We start from the raw sequence: 20,920 nt of genomic DNA, 5'->3' as shown, positions 1-20,920 counted from the left end.
TCGCGCCCGCTTGTGGCGTGCCGGGCTCGGGCAGCTGTCCCGACCGGCGTCACGGAAGGGTCCGATCGGGGCGTCGCGCCCGGCACACTGCGGCCATACCCATGTCGGCTCGGGAAACAAACCTGTCTGCGCTAATTCCGGGGTCTCCCCGGGCTTCGGAGCAACCGATGTCAGACGTATCCCCAGATTCCGCCAACCTCTCCGGTAAGCCCCGGCTCCGTACCGCGGCCGTCATCCCGGCCGCCGGACGTGGCGTACGGCTGGGCCCGGGCGCCCCCAAGGCGCTCCGCGCGCTCGGCGGCACGCCCATGCTCGTCCACGCCGTACGGGCGATGGCCGCCTCCCGCGCCGTCTCCGTCGTCGTGGTCGTCGCCCCGCCGGACGGCGCCACCGAGGTCCGCAACCTGCTGGACCAGTACCCGCTGTCCGAACGCACCGACCTGCTGGTCGTCCCCGGCGGCGAGACCCGCCAGGAGTCCGTCCGCCGCGGCCTGGACGCCCTGCCCGAGGGCGTCGACGTGGTGCTGGTGCACGACGCCGCCCGGCCCCTGGTCCCCGCCGAAACGGTCGACTCGGTGGTCGCCGCGGTGCGGGGCGGCGCCCCGGCCGTGGTGCCGGCGCTGCCGCTCGCGGACACCGTCAAACAGGTCGAACCGCGCACCGGCGGGCAGGCCGGCGAGCCGGAGCCCGTGGTCGGCACGCCGGAGCGGGCCCTGCTGCGCGCCGTACAGACTCCGCAAGGCTTCGACCGGGCGACCCTGGTCAAGGCGCACGAGACCGTCGTCCTTCAGGGGGACGGCGCGACCGACGACGCCGGAATGGTCGAGCAGCTCGGCGCCCCCGTCGTGGTGGTGCCGGGCCACGAAGAAGCGTTCAAGGTGACCCGGCCGCTGGACCTGATCCTCGCCGAGGCCGTACTCGCCCGTAGGAGGGCCACTGATGGCTATGTATGACCCGCGGCAGTCGCAGCCGCAGATGATGCCGCTGGTGGGCATCGGCACCGATGTGCACGCCTTCGAGAAAGGCCGCGAACTGTGGGTGGCCGGCCTGCTCTGGGACGACGCGGCGAGCGACGGGTACGGCCTCGCCGGGCACAGTGACGGCGACGTCGCCGCGCACGCCGCCTGCGACGCGCTCTTCTCGGCCGCCGGTGTCGGCGACCTCGGCGCGCACTTCGGTACGAGCCGCCCGGAGTACTCCGGCGCGTCCGGCGTGACGCTGCTGTCCGAGGCGGCCCGCATCGTACGGGCCGAAGGCTTCCTGATCGGCAACATCGCGGTGCAGGTCATCGGCGTACGCCCGAAGGTCGGCAAGCGGCGCGCCGAGGCGCAGAAGGTGCTCTCGGAGGCGGCCGGCGCGCCGGTCTCGGTGTCCGGCACGACCTCGGACGGCCTCGGCCTGACGGGCCGGGCGGAAGGACTGGCGGCGGTGGCCACGGCGTTGGTGCTGCCGATGAGGTAGGGGCGGGAACCGGGCGGAATCGGTCAGTCCGGCGGCCCGGTGGCCCGGAAGCCAGGTGGCCCGATCGAGCGATGACCGGTGAGCGGTGACCAGCGTCCGGTGTCCGAGGAGCGGTGACCGCTGACCGGTGAGACGGCCGACGGCTCGGCGCGGGTGACACGCGGTGCGGGAACCCCTTGACACGTACGGGAGTTGTCCCAGGTGACAGGGGCATCCGTAGCAGTTGGAGGGGGGGCATGGCCGGAGTGTCCGTACCGCACCGCGGTCGCGCGGGGTGGAATGTCACGCTTCTGTGTCCGTGGCCCCGGTGGTCGCCGGGCACTGTCCGGTTCGGACTACCCTTGTCGCGTGACTATTCGGCTGTACGACACCAGCGCCCGGCAGACTCGCGATTTCACCCCGCTCACGCCGGGCTGTGTCTCGATCTACCTGTGCGGCGCGACCGTACAGGCCGCCCCGCACATCGGGCACATCCGGTCGGGGCTGAACTTCGACATCATGCGCCGCTGGTTCCTGCACCGCGGCTACGACGTCACGTTCATCCGGAACGTGACGGACATCGACGACAAGATCATCACAAAGGCCGCCGACCAGAACCGCCCGTGGTGGGCCATCGGCTACGAGAACGAGGTCGCGTTCAACACGGCCTACGACACGCTCGGCTGCCTGCGTCCCACCTACGAGCCGCGCGCCACCGGCCACATCCCCGAGATGATCGAGATGATGCGCGGCCTGATCGACCGTGGCCACGCCTACGCCGCGGACGGCAACGTCTACTTCGACGTGCGCTCCTTCCCGGGCTACCTGGAGCTGTCCAAGCACGAGCTGGACAACCTGCTCCAGCCCTCCGCCGACAACGAGACCGGCAAGCGTGACGCACGCGACTTCGCCATGTGGAAGACGGCGAAGCCGGGCGAGCCGAGCTGGGAGACCCCGTGGGGCCGCGGCCGCCCCGGCTGGCACCTGGAGTGCTCGGCGATGGCGCACAAGTACCTGGGCACCGCCTTCGACATCCACGGCGGCGGCGTCGACCTGGTCTTCCCGCACCACGACAACGAGATCGCGCAGGCCAAGGCGTACGGCGACGACTTCGCCGCGTACTGGTGCCACAACGCCTGGGTGACCATGAGCGGCGAGAAGATGTCCAAGTCGCTGGGCAACTCCGTGCTGGTCTCGGAGATGGTCAAGCGCTGGCGTCCGATCGTGCTGCGCTACTACCTGGGCACCCCGCACTACCGCTCGATGATCGAGTACAGCGAGGAGGCGCTGCGCGAGGCCGAGTCCGCGTTCGCGCGGATCGAGGGCTTCGTCCAGCGTGTGGTGGAGAAGGCCGGCCCTGTGGAGCCCGCCGCCGAGGTGCCGCCGGCCTTCGCCGAGGCGATGGACGACGATCTCGGGGTACCGCAGGCGCTCGCCGTCGTGCACACCACCGTCCGCCAGGGGAACTCCGCGCTGACGGCCGACGACAAGGAATCGGCCGTCGCCCGCCTGGCCGAGGTCCGCGCCATGCTCGGCGTGCTCGGGCTGGACCCGCTGGACGAGCAGTGGTCGGGCGGCGGCACGGACCGCGGCGAGGACCTGCACGGCGTCGTCGACTCGCTGGTGCGGCTGATCCTGGACCAGCGCCAGGCGGCCCGTACCCGCAAGGACTACGCGACCGCCGACGCCATCCGCGACGAGCTCCAGCAGTCCGGCCTGGCCATCGAGGACACGCCGTCGGGACCGCGGTGGTCGCTGTCCTGAGCGGGGTCGGCACGGTGGGTCCGGCGCGGCGGGGCAGGCGGGGCTACGGCCTGCCGGTTCTCGACCGGCCGGAGCCCGGCCCGTGGGTGTGGGCCTCGCAGGCCCTCGGCCCGTAGGCTCTGAGCCCGCAGGCCCTCGGCCCGCAGGCCCCGTCCTGCGGGCTCCCGCCCCACCGGGCGCCGGTACCAGCGGGTACCCGTCCCGGCTGGTACCCGCCGCGGCCGCCTCCCCGTGCCGGCCGGTCCCCGTCAGGCGGGTGCCGGTTGGCCGTACCGGCCGTCTCCGGGCGACACTTCTTGCAGACACACAGCAGACACACATCCGTACGTACGTATCCACTCCACGTCGCGAGACGTCGAGAGCAGTGAAGAGACAGGTGACCCATGGCCGGCAACAGCCAGCGCAGGAACCGCCGCACGTCCAACAAGAAGGGTATGCAGGTCGGCAGCGGTGGCCAGCGGCGCCGGGGCCTGGAAGGCAAGGGCCCGACCCCGCCCGCGTCCGCGCGCAAGGGGCATGTGAAGAACCGCATCGCCAACGCCCAGGCCAAGCAGGCGGCCAACCGGCGCCCGGCCCCGCGGCGCGGTGGCGCCAAGGGCACCTCGGAGCTGGTCGTCGGCCGTAACCCGGTCTTCGAGGCGCTGCGCGACGGCGTGCCCGCGACGACGCTGTACGTGCAGCAGTTCATCGAGAACGACGAGCGGGTGCGCGAGGCGCTGCAGCTCGCCGCCGACCGCGGCAACATCAACCTGATGGAAGCGCCGCGCCCCGAGCTCGACCGCATGACCAACGGGCTCAACCACCAGGGCATGGTGCTCCAGGTGCCGCCGTACGAGTACGCGCACCCCGAGGACCTCGCGGCCGCCGCCTTCGACGACGGCGAGGACCCGCTGATCGTCGCGCTCGACGGCGTCACCGACCCGCGCAACCTCGGCGCCGTGGTGCGCTCCGTGGCAGCGTTCGGCGGGCACGGCGTGGTAGTGCCGGAGCGGCGCGCCGCCGGTATGACGGCCGGGGCGTGGAAGACCTCGGCGGGCACGGCGGCCCGTACGCCGGTCGCCCGCGCCACAAACCTGACGCGCGCCCTGGAGGGCTACCAGAAGGCGGGCATGACCGTCGTGGGTCTGGCGGCGGACGGCGAGATGGAGCTCCAGGACCTGGAGGTGCTGGACGGCCCGGTCGTCATCGTCGTCGGCAGCGAGGGCAAGGGCCTGTCGCGGCTGGTCGGCGAGACCTGCGACGTACGCGTGCGCATTCCGATGCCGGGCGGCGCGGAGTCGCTGAACGCGGGCGTCGCGGCGGGCGTGGTGCTGTGGGAGGCCGCGCGGCGGCGCGGGTGAGCCCGGCCGCGAGGCGGTAGAGGGCCGGTCCTGAGGCGGTAAGGGACCCACCACGAGGTGGCAGGGGCTGGGCAGCGAGGTGGTGTGGGCGCGCGGGCGGGGGCTCCGGGTCGCGCGCACGCCCCTGCTCCGTCCGCTGTCCTCGCCGCCGGAGCCACGCGCTCGCCGACGCGGCCATTTCGTACGGACGTGCGAACGGTCATCCGAAAGGCTGTGCGGTGCCGCGTGTGGACCCGCGCCGCCGACGTGCCGAGGTGGCCCTGCGGAGGTCATCCGCCGGGTCGGGGGTGATCCCGCGCTTCCTTGACGGGTCTCGGACAGTTCGGGGCGGTCAAGGCAGTGTCTTAAACGCGGGTCACTCGGTTAGATGAGCGTGGACACCAGAACACCCCGCACGCCTACGGGGGGACGCTCGCCGGGCTTCGATGACGAGCCGGTGCTGAGCTCGGTCAAGGTGCCGTGCGATCCCGCGCAGGTCATTGTCAATCACGCCAGCTTCCGCGTGCAGCTCGCCGCGCCCGCCGCGAGCGGCAACGCGATGGCCGACACCGCGCGCATCCCCGTGGTCCGGGAGCCGGCGGGCGGCAGACGCCGCGCACCCGTGGTGTGGAGCGGCCGCACCGAACCGGGTGGCACCACCGCCGCCACCAGCCAACTCCTCCATGCCGTACGGATGTCGGGCCGGACCACGGTCACCGCCGACGGGAGTGACGACATCGGCACCACGACCCAGGTCCTGCCCAGGGTCCGGCTCGACGAGGAGCAGCCCGGCACGAGCACGGGCACGGGGACCGGCGCGGGCATGGGCGCGGGTACGCTCACCGGCTCCGGCGGCCCGGCCCCCACCATGGTCGGCCAGCAGCGCGGCCCCGTGGACGCGGACACCACCCTGCTCAAGGGCGTGCGCCCGACCACCGGCGCCTACGACCACTACGACGACGAACCGCCGTACTCGGACGAGGAGACGGCGGCGTACGAGCGGTACGGCGACGCGGCCAGGCGGCGCGGCGGCGACCCGACGATCCGGCACGCGTACTACCCCGGCCGCCGGATGAACCTCGGTGTCGTCCTGCTGCCGCTGCGCGTCTTCCTCGGCTTCATCAGCGTGTACGCGGGCATGGGCAAGCTCTGCGACCCCGTCTACTTCGACGGCGGCGAACGCGGCTCGATGGTCAAGTGGCTCCAGTCGCTGCACCCGTGGTCGCTGGTCGCGCCGCTGCGCGACTTCGCGCTCTCGCACCCCGTGGGGGCCGGCCTGACCGTGGCCTTCCTCCAGGTCGTGGTGGGCGTACTGACCATGTGCGGACTGTGGCAGCGGGTCGCCGCCACGTTCGGCGCCCTGCTCTCCGCGACCCTCCTGATGACGGTCAGCTGGCGCACCGTGCCCGTCTACGACGCGCCCGACATCATCTACCTCGCCGCCTGGAGCCCGCTGCTCATCGCGGGCGCGCCGGTCTACTCGATGGACGCCCGGCTCGCCGGCGAGGCGTGGCGGCGGCTGGGCCCGCGCGTCGAGCTGTGGGACCTGCGCCGCCGGGTCCTGCGCCGCGGCGCCGTCCTGACGGCGGTGGTCGCCGGACTGACGCTGCTGGTCGGGTCGCTGCTGGGCGGAGCCGTACGGTCCGCCCAGGTACCGTCCGTACCGGAGCCCGGCGAGCCCGCGACGAACAACCTCCCCGGTTCGCCGCTGCCGCAGCAGTCGCAGCCCGGCGGCCCGAAGGCGCAGCACGGCCCCGGCCACCCCGGCAAGTCGCCGAAGCACCCCGGAAAGCCGTCGGCGGGCGCCTCGCGCAAGGCGGGCTCCCCGAAGTCGAAGACCCCCTCCGCCTCGGCCCCCGGCACGGCCCGGGCCACCGGCAGCGTGAGCGGATCGGCACCGGACTTCGGCCGCTCCTCCAGCGGCACCCCGCCGCGGCAGACCGCTCCGACGCGGGCCCCGGCGACGACACCCCAGGCACCGTCCGTCGGCGGCACCGCCGGCGGCACCAACGGCGGCGCGAGCGACAGCGGTTCGAGCAGCTCCAGCAGTGGCAGGGGGCGCGGGGGCACGCTGGGCGGCCTCCTGGGGTAGGGGAGGGGCTCCTGGGGCGCAGCAAGGCCCCTGGAGCCCCGTGAGACCCTCACAGATGAACGGACCGCCCCCATGGCATCGGCCATGGGGGCGGTTCCTTGCGTCGGCTGTCGATCGGATGCGGCACTCCTCCGATGCGCCCTCATGAGCGCTGCCCGAACGCGTCACCCGTGGGGATGGCTCACCGGTGTGGCTCAATCCCGCTGAGAGCGCAGCTCCTTGGCGGCCTCGGTGAGGTCCTTGGCCGTGTCGATGGCGCGCCAGTACGCGCCGTGCGGCAGCGGGAAGCCGGCCAGTCGCCGCTCCCGGGCCAGACGGGGGAACGTCGTACGCTCGTGGTCCCCGCGCGCGGGCAGCAGCCCGGTGAAGGCGGCGGAGAACACATACACACCGGCGTTGATCAGATAAGGCGAGGGCGGCGACTCGATGAAGTCGAGGACGTGGCCGAACTCGTCGGTCTCCACGGCGCCCCAGGGAATGCGCGGCCGGGCCAGCGCGAGCGTGGCGTCGGCGCCGCGCTCATGGTGGAAGTCCGCCATCTCGCGCAGCGAGAAGCGGGTCCAGATGTCACCGTTGGTCGCGTACCAGGGCTCTTCGGGCCGGGGCAGCGAGGCGGCGGCGTACTTGAGACCGCCACCGCGACCGAGTGGTTCGGTCTCGACAACGGCCGTGACACGCAGGGGTAGTTGTGCCTGGGACAGCCAGTCCTGGAGCACCTCGGCGAGGTGGCCGCAGGAGACGACCGCGTCCGTGACGCCCTCGGCGGCCAGCCAGGCGAGCTGGTGGCCGATGATCGGGGTTCCGGTGCCGGGAATCTCGACCATCGGCTTGGGACGGTCGTCGGTGTACGGGCGGAGTCGCGAACCCTGGCCTCCGGCCAGGATCACGGCCTGCGTGGGGTGCGGGTACGGGGCTGTCATGGTTCGCACCCTATGCGGTGCGAGCCGGGCTCACTGGACAGAGGCGACACCGGTGGCGAACGACGTGTCACAGACCGGTCGGGACCATGCCTGGGCACGGTGCGCGGCGCCGCCGTACTTGGCGACCGCGGCACGGCCGAGGGCGCGCGCGATGGCCACGCAGTGCTTGGCCAGGGAGGGGCGCTTGGTGGTCTCCTCCTGGAGGTGGGTCAGCGCGACACCGGGATTCTTCTCCTGGAGTTCCACCAGGAGCCGGTCGCGGAGCACGTCCTGCGGCGCCCGGGAGCCCGCCTTGGTGGAGGCGTTCTCGGAGGACGCGGTCAGCATCTGCGAGTCCGTACCCGGCGACGCCCACGGGACGCGGGTGACCGCGAGCGTCCCGGACAGGACGAGCACGACGGGAAGGACAAGGGCGAGGGTTCGGCCGATACGGCGGGCTGCGGAGTTCACGGGGCGATGGTAGCGAGTAGTGATGATTTGGCGACATTTAGTCACCGAATCGAGGGATCTTTTCCTCCTAAGTGCGTGCGTGATGTTGACGTACAGGCTCGAAATGACGGCTCTGCCGGGGTATTTGTCGACACGGAGCGTACGGTGACCCGTGCGATGTCCGGGCGTATCGCTGACCCGCGCGGTGTCCCGCACCCTACGGAAAGCGGCGGTGCCGGCCCCGAAGGACCGGCACCGCCGCGTACAGAAGGCGTCAGGTCGTCGTACGGCCGGTGCCCCGCTCATCCACTGAGCGCGTCACCGGCTTCACCGGCTTCACCGGCCGGCTCTGTGGGCTCGACCGTTGGGCAGCTCAGCGACTCGGCGGCCGCTCAGCTACTCCCTCACTCACTCAGCCGCTCACCCGTCGACGTGGAGAAGACGTGCGTCTCGCCCGGCCGCGGCACGACGTGCAGCTCGGTGCCCTTCTCCGGCACCTGCCGCCCGTTGACGCGCACGACCAGGTCCTTGTGCTCGTCACCGACGACCGCGGACCCGTACACGTACCCGTCGGCGCCGAGCTCCTCGACGACGTTCACGGTGACGGCCAGGCCCGCCGGGGCGTCCGCGGCCTCCTTGGTGAGGGACTTCGCGGCGCCGCCGTTCTGCTCGACGATGTCGAAGTGCTCGGGCCGGACGCCGACGGTGACCGTACGGTCGCCCTTGTCGGCGGCCGCGGCCAGTGCCTCCCGGCTGACCGGCACGACGCTGTTGCCGAACTTCACGCCGCCGTCCGTGATCGGCACCTCGACCAGGTTCATCGCCGGCGAGCCGATGAAGCCCGCGACGAAGAGGTTGCTGGGCCGGTCGTACATGTTGCGCGGCGAGTCGACCTGCTGGAGCAGCCCGTCCTTGAGGACGGCGACCCGGTCGCCCATGGTCATGGCCTCGACCTGGTCGTGGGTGACGTACACGGTGGTGATTCCGAGGCGGCGCTGCAGACCGGCGATCTGCGTACGGGTCTGCACGCGCAGTTTCGCGTCCAGGTTGGACAGCGGCTCGTCCATGAGGAACACCTGCGGCTCCCGGACGATCGCCCGGCCCATCGCGACCCGCTGCCGCTGACCACCGGAGAGCGCCTTCGGCTTGCGCCCCAGGTACTCGGTCAGGTCCAGGATCTTCGCCGCGTCCTCGACCTTCTGCCGGATCTCCGCCTTGTTCACGCCCGCGATCTTGAGCGCGAAGCCCATGTTGTCGGCGACGGTCATGTGCGGGTACAGCGCGTAGTTCTGGAACACCATGGCGATGTCCCGGTCCTTGGGCGGCAGGTGGGTGACGTCCCGCTCCCCGATCCGGATCGCGCCGTCGTTGACGTCCTCCAGCCCCGCCAGCATCCGCAGCGACGTGGACTTCCCGCACCCGGAGGGCCCGACCAGGACGAGGAACTCGCCGTCCTCGATCTCGATGTTCAGCTTGTCGACGGCCGGCTTCTCGGAACCCGGGTAGATGCGGGTCGCCTGGTCGTACGTGACCGTAGCCATGGTGTGTCCCTTCACCGGCAGGAACGTGCCGGACGATCCGAGTAAAAGGAGTGGTGTAGTCCACTGCTGTGAACTGTCCGTGACGGTACCCGGGCCGACGCCCGGTGTCAGTAGCCCGCGGGTCACGAAATAGCGGCGCCAGGTAGGCTGCGAGCCTGGGTACACTGCACCAGGCGCGCCTCCTTAGCTCAGCTGGTCAGAGCAACGCTCTTGTAAAGCGTAGGTCGTCGGTTCGAATCCGACAGGGGGCTCAGAGAGGGAAAGCCCCAGGTCACCGGTGGTGGCCTGGGGCTTTCTGCTGCTACTTGATCCAGCGGCGACGCCGGGCGCGTGCGTCCTTGGGATTCGTGGTCTCAGCCCAGGTGCGCATGCCGACGCCCAGCTCGTTCAGGATCGTCCCGCCCGTGTGGCGGCTACTGTCGTGCAGTCGGCGATCACTGATACCGGCCTCGGCCGGGGTCTCCTTGCACTCTTCCCAGGCGTCGCGCGGGTCGATCGGGTGCCCCTCCGGTCGGGCGAATACGAGGTCGTGCTCCTCCCAGAAGGCGCCCGCCTGAGCACGCTCGGCCCCCTGCCGAGCTTTGTGCTCACGCAAGAACGGCATAAGGGGCGGTGGGATGTCCAGGGGACGTTGACTCTCTCTTCTTGCTCTTCGGAGGCGTGCAGATCAGTCCACAGTCCACCGCCCTTCCGTTCCGGACAAGCGCCGGCTTGCTTTGTGCAGTTCTTGGCGCACGGTTCGGGGCAGCCTCTAGCGAGGACACGGGCCTCCTGATGGCGCTGAACGCAGTCGGCCGCGGCCACTTCTCCGCCGAGATGGGGCTGCTGTACTGCAAGTGGCCTGGGCGGCGACCAGCCAGGCAGCCCGGATTCAGGAAGGGGAGCGGGAGGCGCGGTTCGCGGTTGTGGAGGCGCGCGCTCGGGTTCTGGCGGCGATGAATGATTGGCGGTACGGGGCCGCACAGTCACGACTTGAGAGCGGCTGTGGGGTGCCGAAGCCCCCTTGCAGCCGCTCTTCGCTATCTGGCCCGCCGAGTCCGGATCCTGACACGACAATGCCATCTCGCGGTGGCGGGTGAACGGTGCTCGGAGCCAGGCTGGATAGCTGCACCATGGTCTCAGCCGCGCCACCACCTCCGTTAAGGCGTGGTCATGGTTGGTCCTCCCCGCCGCGCCGGGATCTTGTCGCTGTTAGGCTGCTCTGCCCGTACGGCAGATTGGCGCAGGAGAAAAGGGGAGGGCTCTCTTGCCGGGGACTTTCACAGTCGATGTGCGCGAACTCGGCTCCATCTCGCGAAAGCTCGACGAGAGCGTCACCGGGATGCGGACCGTGACGCGCAAGATGGACCAAGCCACCGCAGGACAGCTGGGACACGACTCCTTGGATTCCGCCTGCTCGGACTTTCAGGCGAAGTGGAAGTACGGAATCGGGCAGATCGCCGGGCTGGCGAACTCCATACGCGGATCAGTGGATGCCACTGCGGAATCGTACCGAGCCTGCGAGACGGGAATTCAGCAAGCGTTCGCCAAGGGCCTTGAGGAAAGTCCCCCCGGTTCTTCGTCGCCGCATTCGGCATCGGCATCCGATGCCACGTCCCGGGTCTTCGGGTAGGCGGGTGGGGAGGGGTCATGAGTGGCGGCGGGAAGATACCTTCCGAGGCTGCGGGTTTCCCGGGCCTCGGCTTCGATCCGGCACCCGGAAGTCTCTCGGCGGTGCGTGCACTCTCGGATCAGTCTTTCGAGGCGCACAGAAACCTGAGCTCAGTTTGGCAGACTCTGAACTCCATAACCCGTGGCGGAGGCGCCTGGGAGGGCGTTGCCGCAGACGCGTTTTCCGCGCAGCTGAAGGAACTGCCGAAGCTGGTCGACTCCGCGACGCAAAGCTTCTATGACTGTGGCTTCCAGCTGAACGAGTGGTCCGCGAAGCTGAGCGGCATGAAGTCCCGGTCGGCAGATCTGGAGGCTCGCGCGGTAACCGCCCGGTCTCGTGTGCGGGACGCGGAGGGGAACCCGAACCTGGGACTGGCGGGGCAGACATTCGACACCGATGAAGAGCTGCACAGCGCCGAACAGCGGTTGAACCGGGCAGTGAGAGAGCTTGATGCTGCCAGGAATGCCCTCAATGCTCTCATCCAGGACGCGAAACGTCTCAAGCATCAGCATGACGAGGCTGCGGAGAAGATCGCCGAGGCCGTACGCAAAGCCTCGGAAGAAGCTCCCGACGAACCAGGGCTGCTGGATCGAATCGGCGACGCCATCAAGTCGCTGGCCGAGGCAAACTCCCTTCTGGCGCACCAAGCCTGGGATTGGGTGAAGAACCACGCCCATGCCATCGCTGCTGTCGGTGATGTCCTGTCGACGGTCAGCGCCATACTCGGCGCAGCCGGTGTAGGAATCGCTGCTCTCGGCCTCGTCTTCCCGCCCTCTGAGATCGTTCTTGGACCACTGGCTGCGGGCCTGGAGGTCACATCGTCCGGCTTCGCGGCAGGAGCGCTCGTGCTGCACGGAACCGCTCGTATGGCGGGTGGCGAAGACGTCGTGTCGAACCGGACGCTGGCGCAGGACGCGCTGGGCACGGTCCCGTTCGGGGGCGCAGTTCGCGTCGGAGGCAAGCTGGGCACCGCGATATTCAAGAGCCGTGTGGCGGACGCGGCGTCCAACTTCGGACTGGTCGACTCCTGGGCAGGCCTGTTCGGGGACCCGTCCGTTTTCGAGAACTTCAAGCCGACAGACCGCCGTCAGGCCATGGAGATGGGAGTTCCCGGTGCCGGCCCTCTGCTGGTCGCTATGGAGAACGCGTGGAAGAAGGGCAGCGCGAAAGACCAGGACAGCAACGACGGCGGGTGAGAGACGAGCATGAAAGACGCGGACGAGGCGGCGGTAGCAGCAGGTTTCGACGGACGCCCGACTGTTGAAGTCGTCTTCACCGGGTTCGGGGCGATGCGCGCTGATCGGGTTACCTGGATCGGCGCGGAGTTGGGCTATGCGCTCAGCGCGGATGAACCTTACGGACGAGGGCAGCGCCGTTTGCTCTTCACTCGCGACGACAGCCCGGGGGCCCGGCGGCGTGCCCAGGCGACTCTGGCGCGCGTGCAGGCGGCCGGCTCGTGGACCGCCGCCACTCAGCCTTGGCCAGGAGCTGTTCCCCACAATCCGTCGGCGGCCACTGCACCTCCGCTGATCCATCCGAAGCGTGCTGCGCGGGCACAGAGGCAGGCCAAAGCCTATGAGGGGTGGCATCCGGCGCGGCTGATCAGTGTGTGCTGCGTCTTCGCCGTCGGCTTCTTCACGTTGGCGTGGGCCGTACGTGAGACGGTGCCGACCGCAGTGGGCTCTTGCCTCGTCGGCCTTCTGTGCCTGGTCGGGGCCGTCCTCGGGCCGCGCTACACGAGACGCTGGCACCGAGAGAACCTGCAACTGCTTGAGCGCTTCCGCCGTCAGCAGGCAGCCCAGCTCCCCGTCCCGCCGCCTTCCTTACCTTCCCCTCCCGCGGGGCCGCACCATAACCAGAGGGGGAGCTAGAGTTGGAATTCAACGTACCTGCGGGATTCACGGAAATTCCCCTAGGGATGAGCGTTGAAGAAGCGCGACAGGAACTCATCACTCGCGTGTCCCGGGAAGCTCTCGAAGCGAGGCCCGCAGCCTACGAGAACCTTGTGAGCAACCTGCAGAAGGTGTCGCAGGCGCTCGAAGAGTCCGGGGCGCTGTACGCCGGAACCTGCCTGCGCTCCTACGAAGGTGAGCTGTCCCTCGGCACCTTGCTTGTCACGGTGACGCCCTTCGCATTCGGGGATTCGGCAGTTGCGGCAGACGGAATGGTGCGCGCTCTGATCGCCGCGCGGGGAGATTCTTGGGCAGGAACGGTACTCGGCACCCCGGTCGGACCTGCGGCGGTGCTGACGGGCGTGAACAGTTTCCACATCCCCGCTGAAACCTCCGCATCCGGGGAAGAGCTGAATCTGCCGATGGCAGAAATGCAGGTGTACCTGCCGGTGCCGGAAGGGGTGGAGGGTCAGGAACAGTGTCTCGTCTCCTTCAACCTCACGACGCCGTGCGAGGGCCATTGGGACGCGTACTGCTCCGACATCGTGGCACTGCTGAACAGCGTGACGTTCGACGAGCCGGACCAAACGTTCCCTCAGGGAAGCCCTCAGCCCACCTCACCGAGGACGCCCATGGGCTCCCCAACAACCCCCTCGACCAGCCAACACCATGCTGATGGTGCGGCACCTGCGACACCCTTCGGCTGAGACCTTGACGGAGTTGAGCGGCTGTCGTGTTGGTGTGCCGACGCGAACGCTTCACCGCCCCCCCCGGGCCTACGGCACGTATTCAGTGTCGATGCGGGAGAAGAGCATTTCGCCCTCCTCGGTAGTCGGCTCCCGCCACCGGATCGGCATCTCTGATCCGTGTCGCAAGGCTTGCCGAGTAGCGGCTGGCGGTGCAGTTGTTCCGAAGGCGATACATGTGGAACCCGTTTGTCTGTAGCGCGCCCAGGTGTTCCATGGCCGTCTCCCTTAATTCGAGCATCCGCTGCGGCGTCACCTCGATGGCCAGCTCCGCGTCGGGTCGAAACTGGTCGAGCAGCGGGACCATCCCCCGTACAACGAATCCTTCAGTCCCCTCCTTATCAACCTTGAACACCCTCGCGCGGGTGTTCTCCTCGGGGCTGAGGACGTCCGACAGCGGCTGAGCAGCCACTTCGAAGACGGATTCGGCCTCATCGAGCTTGAACTGCGTGAGGAGCGACGGCACCTGAGTCCCCGGAGAAGGTGAGCCGGCGTGCGGATCGGATCACCCTATGCATGGTGCTCGATCGGGCCCTCGTAAACGATCCCGCAGTACGCGGCCGATACGACGATGTCCGCCGTCTCGACCGGCTGGCCGTCCTCCGAGATGTACGTACGTCTGATGTGAGTCACCAGCGCGCTCTACTGGATGCCGAGGAGGTTGGCCTCCGCGGCCGTGACCTGGGCCCCCACAGGGCGGAGCGGGCCCAGGACATTTCTGTCTCGTACTGCAGGATCAGGATGATGGTGACCCAGGTTGCGACCGCGAACGCGCCGATTTTCGCCTTTTGTGTCGTCATCTGTGATGAGTAGCCCAGTGGAGATGGACATGTCCTGCTGGGAGTGGGGCGGGTACGGCAAGAGCCCATTAGTGCTTGATCGGCGGGCAGTAACCGGTCTTGTCGCCGAGGGTGTTGATTTCGGCGTTGGACCTGGGGTCGCCCGCGTAGTTGATCTGGTTCGTGCAGCTGACGCCGGGCTTCTTGGGGGTGCCGGGCGGCGTGGCGTTCTTCTTCTTGGGGGTCGGGCAGTGGCCGGTTTCTGCGCCGATGCTGTTGATCTCGGCGTTGGACCTCGGGTCGTCTGCGTAGTCGAACTTGTTCGTGCAGCGCTCACCCGTCTCCTTGGAGGCGCTCGACGAAGCGCCGTGGGAGGTCTTCGGGGTGGTCTTGGTCGAGGTGGCGGGTGCCTGCCGGCCACCGTCGGAGGCGGACGACGAAGAGGCCGACGACGAGGATGCGGAGGAGGACGTCGACGGCGAGGAAGCGGCCTTGGTGCCGCCGTCCTGGCCACAGGCGGTGAGACCGAATGCGGCGGCAGCGATGACCACGGCGGCGGCAGCCTTGCGTACGTGACCAAGTGCGGTGAGGTGCGACATGCTTTTTCTCCCCGTTCGGCGTCGGTTGGTGAGAACAAGGTTGTCGGCCACCGCTACCTTTTCGCCGTTGTCCGACTAACGCTGCGCTAACGCGTGACGCGCACGGCCCCGGGGCGGGCCCGTCCCTGCCCCCGTCCAGTGCCGGAGGGCACTGGTGGGACAATCCCGTCATCCGTAACATCAGGGTGAGGGGACTATGCGGGACCGGGAAGCCGTCTGGCGCGAACTGGACAACGGCAACGGGGTGGCAGCCGTCTCCATGGGCTGGCTGCGTGAGCAGTACAACGCCGAATGGGGTCGTCTCAGCATCGGCCGGGCCGCCGAAATCAGTAAGTGGCTCATCGACGACGGCATAGCCCATCTGCCGTCGCCGATGCCGTCCCGGGAGGCCGAGGACGTCATGCTGTACAAACGGGAGTCCCCCGTAGGGCTGCTCATCAGGGCCGCCCGGCTGGAGCCGCCCTTTGCCGAGAAACCGGTGGCCGCGGCCTACTTCCTCTCGGCAGTGCACAGCGCTCAGGCCGCCCCGGGCTCCGGCGCCGACACCATCGCCGCCGACGCATAGGACGATGTGGCCGGACGGGCCGCGTCAGTCGGAAACGGGTACCCGCTCCACAGGAATCCACAGTTCCGCGTCCGCCTGGTTTCCGTTTTCCGAGAGGCGGGTGCGGAGGATTTCGGGCCCCGGCCTGCTCTGGTACGGGTTGGACGGAAACCACTGCGTGAACACGTCGCGCCACAGAATCTGCAGCGCTTCCGGGAACGGTCCGGAATTCTCGAAGACTGCCCAGGTGCCCGGCGGGACGACGAGCGTGTCCAGGTCTTCCAGGTCGTCCTGGTCGGGCGCGTCGGGCGCGTCGTCCAGCGGGCCCGACCGGGTCACCACACCGTGGTAGTAGTCGAGTTCGGTGCCCTCCGCGCGGCTCGGATCGAGGTCGTCGCACACGGCTACGAGTCCTTCCGGCTGCTGGTCGGAGAGCGCGGTGATCCGCTGCATCGTCTCCTGGCCGATACTCCGGACGAATTCCGCGATCGCCGGGTTCGCTCCTTGATGGACGAGCGGGACCCGTGCCTTCTTGCCTACGACGCGGAACTGTTCCTTCTTCACGATCCGGTAGCGCATACTGCTGCTTCCTTCGACGACGAGACGGAAGGACATCCGGGGTTGGGCATGCAGCGGAGCACCGTCCCGCCGTGCTTCGCCCGGTCCCACACCGTGTACGGCCCGGAACGCCCGCGCGAACGCTTCCCCTGAGCCGTATCCGTACCGCACCGCGATGTCCAGCAACGTCCGGTCCTTGGAGAGCACTTCGGCTCCCGCGACCGTGAGCCGCCGACGGCGGATGTATTCGGAAAGAGGCATCCCGGCGAGCGCGGAGAACATACGGCGGAAGTGGTATTCCGACGTCATGGCGATTCTGGCCAGCTCGGCCACCTCGATTCGTCGGCGGATCTGTGCCTCGATGTGATCCAGGGCCTCGTTCAGCGGTTCCAGCACTCCGGTCTCCTTCTCTTACGCCTATGACGGTAGGAAGACTGCATGGTTCCGCACCCGATATCTCGGGTCCGGTTCGGTCGGGCGCGGTTCGGTCGGGTGCGAGGTAGGAGGCGGGCTGGGGCCGGACGCCGACTGTGGCTTTCGGGTGGCGTGTTGGTGGGGGTGGGAAACGGGCGTAGCGGCGTAGGTTCTCGCCATGGCGACGTCGATGAGGGCCGAGGGCTACGGACGGCGGTTGACGCGGGCCGCCCGCGCGGCGGAGGACGCGGGGCTGGCGGGGATGATTGTGACGCCAGGGCCGTTGATGGAGTGGTTGTGCGGCTACACGCCGGCGCGCTTCAGGGGGCTGATGACCGCGCTGGTCGTCACCGCGCAGGGGCAGCCGCGACTGCTGGTACCGGCGGACGAGGAGGCCGTCGCGGAGCAGGCCGCAGGGGCGGGCGCGCTGTCGGTGGCCGCTTGGGCGGAAGGCGCGGACCCGTATGGCCTTGTCGCGAAATGGCTGGGGGAGGGGGGACGTTACGGCGTTTCGGACATGACGTGGGCCCGTGACCTGCTGGCGTTGCAGCGCGCCGCGCCGGGGGCCTCGTACGTCGCGGTGACGGAGGCGCTGCCGATGTTGCGTGCGGTCAAGGACGCTTTCGAGGTGGAACGGCTGGCAGCCGCGGCGGCGGCCTCGGACGCCGTGTACGAGGCGGTCCTCGGCCTGCGTTTCGCCGGGCGGCGGGAGAGCGAAGTGGCTGCGGACATCGCCCGATTGCTCGCTGAGAACGGTCACGAGGTGGTCGTTTTCGCGGTCGTCGGGTCGGGGCCCAACGGCGCCGACCCGCGGCACGAGGCGGGCGAACGGGTCGTCACCAGCGGCGACATGGTGGTGCTCGATTTCGCCGGCCTGCGGGACGGGTACGGCTCGAACACCGGGCGGACCGTGCACGTAGGGCCGCCGTCGCCCGAGGACCGCAAGGTGCACGGCGTCGTACGGGAGGCGCAACAGGCCGCCTTCGAGGCGGTCCGCCCGGGTGTGACCTGCCAGGAGATCGATCGGGCGGCCCGGCGGGTCGTCAAGGCGGCGGGCTACGGCGAGTACTTCACCCACCGTACGGGCCGTGGAATAGGCCCCCTCACCCACGAGCCGCCGTACCTGGCCGAGGGCGAACAACTAGCGCTGGCCCCGGGAATGTGCTTCTCGGTCGAGCCGGGGATCTACCTTCCTGGACGCTTCGGCGTGCGGATCGGGGACATCGTGACGTGTACGGAGACGGGCGGGCGGTGGCTGAACGCGAGTGAGCGGGCGTTGAGGGTGGTGGAGTGAGGGGAGATGGTTGAGAGGGAGGAGATGGTGAGGGGGAGGGGGCGGTGAAGGGCTGAAGGGGGTAGGGAGGGGCGGGCTGGGCGCTACGGACGTCTGTTTATGGGCTTCCGGCTTTCGGCTTCGGGCTTCGGGTTTGCGACTACGGGATCAGGACGACCTTGCCCATCGTGCCGCGGCTCTCCAGGGCGCGGTGCGCGGCGGCCGCCTCGGCCAGCGGGAAACGCTGCACATCCGGTACGAGCCGGCCGGCCGCCGCCTCGGCGAGGGACGCGGTCTCCAGGGTGCGCATCGGCTGGTCGCCGCCCGCCTTGGCCATCATCGCCGGGCCGAGTACGTGTTCCGAGGTGATGCCGCGTTCGGCCAGCTCACCTTCGGCGAACTCCAACGGTCCGCCGGTCAGCAGGCCGCCCGAGGACCAGCCGAAGACGAGGTGACGTCCGCCGCGGGCGAGCAGTTCCACGGCGGCGCGGCCCGGTGCGCCGCCCACGGAGTCGAAGACGAGGGTGGCACCGGGGGCGTCCCGTCCGTCCAGGAAGGCGCGTACCTCGGAGGGCCAGTCGGCTTCCTTGTAGTCCACGGCCAGATCGGCCCCCAGCTTTCGTACGCGTTCGGTTTTGACCGGGCCGCCGGCGAGGCCGATGACGGTCGCGCCGGCGTTCTTCGCGTATTGGACGAGCAGGGAGCCGATGCCGCCGGCCGCTGCCGGGACGATCGCGATGTCGTCGGCGGTGAGGTCGGCGAAGAGCAGGATGCCCATGGTGGTGCGGCCGGTGCCGATCATGGCTACGGCCTGGGCTTCGTCCAGATTTCCGGGGATGTCGTGGAGCTTGCCGGCGTCGACGACGGCCTTCTCGGCGTAACCGCCCGGGTTCATTCCCAGGTGGGCGACGACCCGGCGGCCCAGCCATACGGCATCCGTGCCCTCGCCGAGGGCCTCCACCGTGCCTGCGACCTCCCGGCCGGGGACGGTCGGCAGGACGGGGAGCGGGGCGGGGCCGCCGGCGAGTCCTTCGCGGAGGGCTGTGTCGAGCAGGTGGACGCCGGCCGCCGCCACCGCGATCCGCACCTGCCCGGGGCCCGGGCAGGGGTCTTCGACCTGCTCGTAGGTGAGGTTTTCGGCGGGGCCGAAGGCGTGCAGCCGGATCGCGTGCATGGTGATCTCCAGGTGAGGGCGATGGCCGTCCCGCCGGGCGAGCCGGCGGGGCGGGTGAGCGGGCCGTTGGCTCTCACTCTGTTTCCTCAACTTTGGTTGAGGTCAAGGCCGGGCCGCGAAATCGCGTGCGTGTGCCGACGGGAGCTGGAGCGGGTCGGCGCGAGCTGGCGCGAGGGGGCGTGAACCGAGTGACGTTTTCGCTGGTCAACTGGCTGGTCCGGGGGATTGTCAGTGGGGTGGTTCACGATGGGGTCAGTTGGTCGTGCAGGTGGGTTCGGCACGGAAGATCAGGACGGCGGTGAACGGCGGTGGACGGCGTGAGGGAGCGTGGCGGCGGGACGGGGCGGCCGGTGCGGCGGGACGAAGCGGGGCGTTCCGTGCGGGAGGGCGGAGGGGCACGGCCGGTGCCGGAGGTGCGACGGCCGACGGTGCGGTTGCCGGAGTTGCAGGCGTACGCGGACGCCGAGTTGGAGACCGAGGGGGACTACGACGGGCTGGAGTTCGCGGACACCGACCTGACGGGGCAGTCGGGGCGCGGGGCCCGGTTCATGGACTGCGCTCTGCGGCGGTGCGCGCTGGACGAAGCGGTCCTGAGCCGGGCGCGGTTCATCGACAGCGTGCTGGACGGAGTGCGCGGGGTGGGCACGGACCTGTCGCAGGTGTCGCTGAGGGATGTCGAGGTCTTGGACGCGCGGCTCGGCGGCGTCCAGATGCACGCGGCGGTGCTGGAGCGGGTGGTGGTGCGCGGCGGGAAGATCGACTTCCTGAATCTGCGCAAGGCGAAGCTGAGGGATGTCGCCTTCGAGGGGTGCGTACTGGTCGAGGCGGACTTCGCCGGCGCGGAGCTGGGACGGGTGAGCTTCGACGACTGCACGCTGACCCGGGCGGACTTCAGCGGCGTACGGATGCGGGATGTGGACCTGCGCGGGGTGGCCCGGCTGGACATCGCCCGGGGGATCGACCGGCTGGCAGGCGCGGTGATCAGCTCGGCGCAGCTGATGGACCTGGCGCCGGCCTTCGCGGCGGAGATAGGGGTGCGGGTGGAGTGAGCGGAGGGTGCGGCGGGGAGTAAGTCATGGGGAGTGGATTACAGGGAGTGGTCTGAACGTCGGAGGCGCGGCGGACCGGCCGGGGAGGGGACTGCGGAGTGGCACGGGTGAGTGGAGCGCGCGAGCGGAGTGGTCGAGGCGCGCAGCGACGAACGTTCAGACACGGGGGAAGCGGGCCTGGAGGTCCCATACGGCCGGGTTGTCACCGAGTCCGTCGTGCAGGTCGGTGAGGTCGGCGATCAGGTCGTGCAGGAAGTCACGGGCCTCGCGGCGCAGGGCGGAGTGCTGGAAGGTGAGCGGGGCTTCGTCGGCCGGCATCCAGTCGGCGTCGACGTCCACCCAGCCGAAGCGGCGCTCGAAGTACATCCGGTCCGCCGATTCGGTGAAATCCAGCTCCGCGAACTGCGGCTGCGCGGCGCGGTTGCCGAGGGGGTCACGGTCGATCCGTTCGACGATGTCGCACAGGGCCCAGGCGAAGTCCAGCACCGGCACCCAGCCCCAGGACGTCTGGACCTCGCGGTCCTCCTTGGTGTCGGCCAGGTAGACATCGCCGCAGAAGAGGTCGTGGCGCAGGGCCCGCACGTCCGCGGTCCGGTAGTCCGTCTGCGGCGGGTCCGGAAAACGGCGGGAAAGGGAATAGCCGAGGTCGATCACGTTCTTGATGGTGTCACGCTCGTACGTTCGGCCGCGCCGTCGCGGTCGTCCCAGCGAGTGGAGGGGCCGGACAGATCGGCCG

The 20,920-nt window shown here is 69.6% G+C and carries 19 protein-coding genes, 1 tRNA gene and 1 pseudogene; 11 read left to right on the top strand and 10 right to left on the bottom strand.

All coding sequences use genetic code 11. The features are described from left to right. Positions 1-167: 167 nt before the first annotated feature. From ispD to ACZ4QV_RS27425, 5 genes are all read left to right on the top strand, one after another. Positions 168-953, top strand: coding sequence for a 2-C-methyl-D-erythritol 4-phosphate cytidylyltransferase (gene ispD / locus ACZ4QV_RS27445; protein ID WP_361157122.1), 786 nt, complete (start codon positions 168-170; stop codon positions 951-953). Then, positions 940-1,461, top strand: coding sequence for a 2-C-methyl-D-erythritol 2,4-cyclodiphosphate synthase (gene ispF / locus ACZ4QV_RS27440; RefSeq protein WP_467763544.1), 522 nt, complete (start codon positions 940-942; stop codon positions 1,459-1,461). The genes ispD and ispF overlap by 14 nt, the downstream gene beginning before the upstream one ends. Before the next feature lie 348 nt (positions 1,462-1,809). Then, positions 1,810-3,204: a cysteine--tRNA ligase gene (gene cysS, locus ACZ4QV_RS27435; protein WP_361157120.1), complete on the top strand. Its 1,395-nt coding sequence runs from the start codon at positions 1,810-1,812 to the stop codon at positions 3,202-3,204. Positions 3,205-3,587: 383 nt separating this feature from the next. After that, positions 3,588-4,544 (top strand): 23S rRNA (guanosine(2251)-2'-O)-methyltransferase RlmB, encoded by a 957-nt coding sequence (rlmB, locus tag ACZ4QV_RS27430; protein ID WP_030022525.1) that lies wholly within the window; start codon positions 3,588-3,590, stop codon positions 4,542-4,544. 367 nt (positions 4,545-4,911) lie between these two features. Continuing rightward, the gene (locus ACZ4QV_RS27425) at positions 4,912-6,615 is read left to right on the top strand and encodes a DoxX family protein (protein WP_467763543.1); all 1,704 of its coding nucleotides are present in this window, start codon (positions 4,912-4,914) and stop codon (positions 6,613-6,615) included. A gap of 194 nt (positions 6,616-6,809) precedes the next feature. On the opposite strand, the gene ACZ4QV_RS27420 is transcribed toward ACZ4QV_RS27425, so the two are convergent. The 3 genes from ACZ4QV_RS27420 to ACZ4QV_RS27410 form a co-directional block, all read right to left on the bottom strand. Next, a complete protein-coding gene (locus ACZ4QV_RS27420) occupies positions 6,810-7,535 on the bottom strand; it encodes a nucleotidyltransferase family protein (RefSeq protein WP_467763542.1) in 726 nt (241 codons plus the stop codon). A 30-nt stretch (positions 7,536-7,565) separates the two neighbouring features. Continuing rightward, a complete protein-coding gene (locus tag ACZ4QV_RS27415; RefSeq protein ID WP_031004864.1) occupies positions 7,566-7,985 on the bottom strand; it encodes a hypothetical protein in 420 nt (139 codons plus the stop codon). Positions 7,986-8,368: 383 nt separating this feature from the next. Continuing rightward, positions 8,369-9,505 carry an ABC transporter ATP-binding protein gene (locus ACZ4QV_RS27410; protein WP_361157112.1) on the bottom strand — a complete coding sequence of 379 codons (1,137 nt, stop codon included), beginning with the start codon at positions 9,503-9,505 and terminating at the stop codon, positions 8,369-8,371. Between the two features lie 177 nt (positions 9,506-9,682). Between ACZ4QV_RS27410 and ACZ4QV_RS27405 the strand changes: the two genes are divergently transcribed. Next, a tRNA-Thr gene (locus ACZ4QV_RS27405) sits at positions 9,683-9,756 on the top strand. A gap of 50 nt (positions 9,757-9,806) precedes the next feature. Here ACZ4QV_RS27405 and ACZ4QV_RS27400 read toward each other — a convergent pair. Next, positions 9,807-10,100 (bottom strand): site-specific integrase, encoded by a 294-nt coding sequence (locus tag ACZ4QV_RS27400; RefSeq protein WP_361633931.1) that lies wholly within the window; start codon positions 10,098-10,100, stop codon positions 9,807-9,809. Between the two features lie 1,034 nt (positions 10,101-11,134). On the opposite strand from ACZ4QV_RS27400, the gene ACZ4QV_RS27395 reads away from it, so the two are divergent. Then, positions 11,135-12,352, top strand: coding sequence for a putative T7SS-secreted protein (locus tag ACZ4QV_RS27395; RefSeq protein WP_467763541.1), 1,218 nt, complete (start codon positions 11,135-11,137; stop codon positions 12,350-12,352). Positions 12,353-13,029: 677 nt separating this feature from the next. Continuing rightward, entirely contained in the window at positions 13,030-13,755 is a 726-nt protein-coding gene (locus ACZ4QV_RS27390; protein WP_361875766.1) for a hypothetical protein, read from the top strand. Positions 13,756-13,837: 82 nt separating this feature from the next. Here the strand turns inward: ACZ4QV_RS27390 and ACZ4QV_RS27385 are convergent, their stop codons facing one another. From ACZ4QV_RS27385 to ACZ4QV_RS27375, 3 genes and pseudogenes are all read right to left on the bottom strand, one after another. Further along, positions 13,838-14,260, bottom strand: a complete 423-nt coding sequence (locus ACZ4QV_RS27385) for a class I SAM-dependent methyltransferase (protein ID WP_467763540.1) — start codon at positions 14,258-14,260, stop codon at positions 13,838-13,840. Positions 14,261-14,304: 44 nt separating this feature from the next. Continuing rightward, positions 14,305-14,472 (bottom strand): annotated as a pseudogene (locus ACZ4QV_RS27380) (GntR family transcriptional regulator); the annotation flags it as partial. Positions 14,473-14,662: 190 nt separating this feature from the next. Then, the gene (locus ACZ4QV_RS27375; RefSeq protein ID WP_467763539.1) at positions 14,663-15,172 is read right to left on the bottom strand and encodes a hypothetical protein; all 510 of its coding nucleotides are present in this window, start codon (positions 15,170-15,172) and stop codon (positions 14,663-14,665) included. 196 nt (positions 15,173-15,368) lie between these two features. On the opposite strand from ACZ4QV_RS27375, the gene ACZ4QV_RS27370 reads away from it, so the two are divergent. Further along, a complete protein-coding gene (locus tag ACZ4QV_RS27370) occupies positions 15,369-15,737 on the top strand; it encodes a hypothetical protein (RefSeq protein WP_361157094.1) in 369 nt (122 codons plus the stop codon). A 24-nt stretch (positions 15,738-15,761) separates the two neighbouring features. Here the strand turns inward: ACZ4QV_RS27370 and ACZ4QV_RS27365 are convergent, their stop codons facing one another. Next, the gene (locus ACZ4QV_RS27365) at positions 15,762-16,670 is read right to left on the bottom strand and encodes an AraC family transcriptional regulator (protein ID WP_467763538.1); all 909 of its coding nucleotides are present in this window, start codon (positions 16,668-16,670) and stop codon (positions 15,762-15,764) included. 196 nt (positions 16,671-16,866) lie between these two features. Here ACZ4QV_RS27365 and ACZ4QV_RS27360 point away from each other — a divergent pair, with 196 nt between their 5' ends. After that, a complete protein-coding gene (locus ACZ4QV_RS27360) occupies positions 16,867-17,982 on the top strand; it encodes an aminopeptidase P family protein (protein ID WP_467763537.1) in 1,116 nt (371 codons plus the stop codon). 139 nt (positions 17,983-18,121) lie between these two features. Here ACZ4QV_RS27360 and ACZ4QV_RS27355 read toward each other — a convergent pair whose 3' ends face one another. Next, positions 18,122-19,135 carry a zinc-binding dehydrogenase gene (locus tag ACZ4QV_RS27355; RefSeq protein WP_361585200.1) on the bottom strand — a complete coding sequence of 338 codons (1,014 nt, stop codon included), beginning with the start codon at positions 19,133-19,135 and terminating at the stop codon, positions 18,122-18,124. 404 nt (positions 19,136-19,539) lie between these two features. Here ACZ4QV_RS27355 and ACZ4QV_RS27350 point away from each other — a divergent pair, with 404 nt between their 5' ends. Further along, complete coding sequence (locus ACZ4QV_RS27350; protein ID WP_361875776.1) at positions 19,540-20,184, top strand: pentapeptide repeat-containing protein; 645 nt, start codon at positions 19,540-19,542, stop codon at positions 20,182-20,184. A gap of 156 nt (positions 20,185-20,340) precedes the next feature. On the opposite strand, the gene ACZ4QV_RS27345 is transcribed toward ACZ4QV_RS27350, so the two are convergent. Continuing rightward, positions 20,341-20,838: a hypothetical protein gene (locus ACZ4QV_RS27345; protein ID WP_031004826.1), complete on the bottom strand. Its 498-nt coding sequence runs from the start codon at positions 20,836-20,838 to the stop codon at positions 20,341-20,343. Between the last annotated feature and the right edge of the window lie 82 nt (positions 20,839-20,920).

It is taken from the genome of Streptomyces sp. NPDC026394 (genome assembly GCF_055567735.1).
The sequence above is the reverse complement of the archived record's forward strand: the minus strand, read 5'-3'. Positions and strand labels throughout refer to the sequence as shown.

What these genes read in the sequence shown, in the direction of transcription:
- ACZ4QV_RS27395 (WP_467763541.1), top strand. Translation starts at nt 11,135, where the DNA reads ATGAGTGGCGGCGGGAAGATACCTTCCGAGGCTGCGGGTTTCCCGGGC.
- ispD (WP_361157122.1), top strand. Translation starts at nt 168, where the DNA reads ATGTCAGACGTATCCCCAGATTCCGCCAACCTCTCCGGTAAGCCCCGG.
- ACZ4QV_RS27420 (WP_467763542.1), bottom strand. Translation starts at nt 7,535, where the DNA reads ATGACAGCCCCGTACCCGCACCCCACGCAGGCCGTGATCCTGGCCGGA.
- ACZ4QV_RS27360 (WP_467763537.1), top strand. Translation starts at nt 16,867, where the DNA reads ATGGCGACGTCGATGAGGGCCGAGGGCTACGGACGGCGGTTGACGCGG.
- ACZ4QV_RS27410 (WP_361157112.1), bottom strand. Translation starts at nt 9,505, where the DNA reads ATGGCTACGGTCACGTACGACCAGGCGACCCGCATCTACCCGGGTTCC.
- rlmB (WP_030022525.1), top strand. Translation starts at nt 3,588, where the DNA reads ATGGCCGGCAACAGCCAGCGCAGGAACCGCCGCACGTCCAACAAGAAG.
- ACZ4QV_RS27370 (WP_361157094.1), top strand. Translation starts at nt 15,369, where the DNA reads ATGCGGGACCGGGAAGCCGTCTGGCGCGAACTGGACAACGGCAACGGG.
- ACZ4QV_RS27375 (WP_467763539.1), bottom strand. Translation starts at nt 15,172, where the DNA reads ATGTCGCACCTCACCGCACTTGGTCACGTACGCAAGGCTGCCGCCGCC.
- ispF (WP_467763544.1), top strand. Translation starts at nt 940, where the DNA reads ATGGCTATGTATGACCCGCGGCAGTCGCAGCCGCAGATGATGCCGCTG.
- ACZ4QV_RS27425 (WP_467763543.1), top strand. Translation starts at nt 4,912, where the DNA reads ATGAGCGTGGACACCAGAACACCCCGCACGCCTACGGGGGGACGCTCG.
- ACZ4QV_RS27355 (WP_361585200.1), bottom strand. Translation starts at nt 19,135, where the DNA reads ATGCACGCGATCCGGCTGCACGCCTTCGGCCCCGCCGAAAACCTCACC.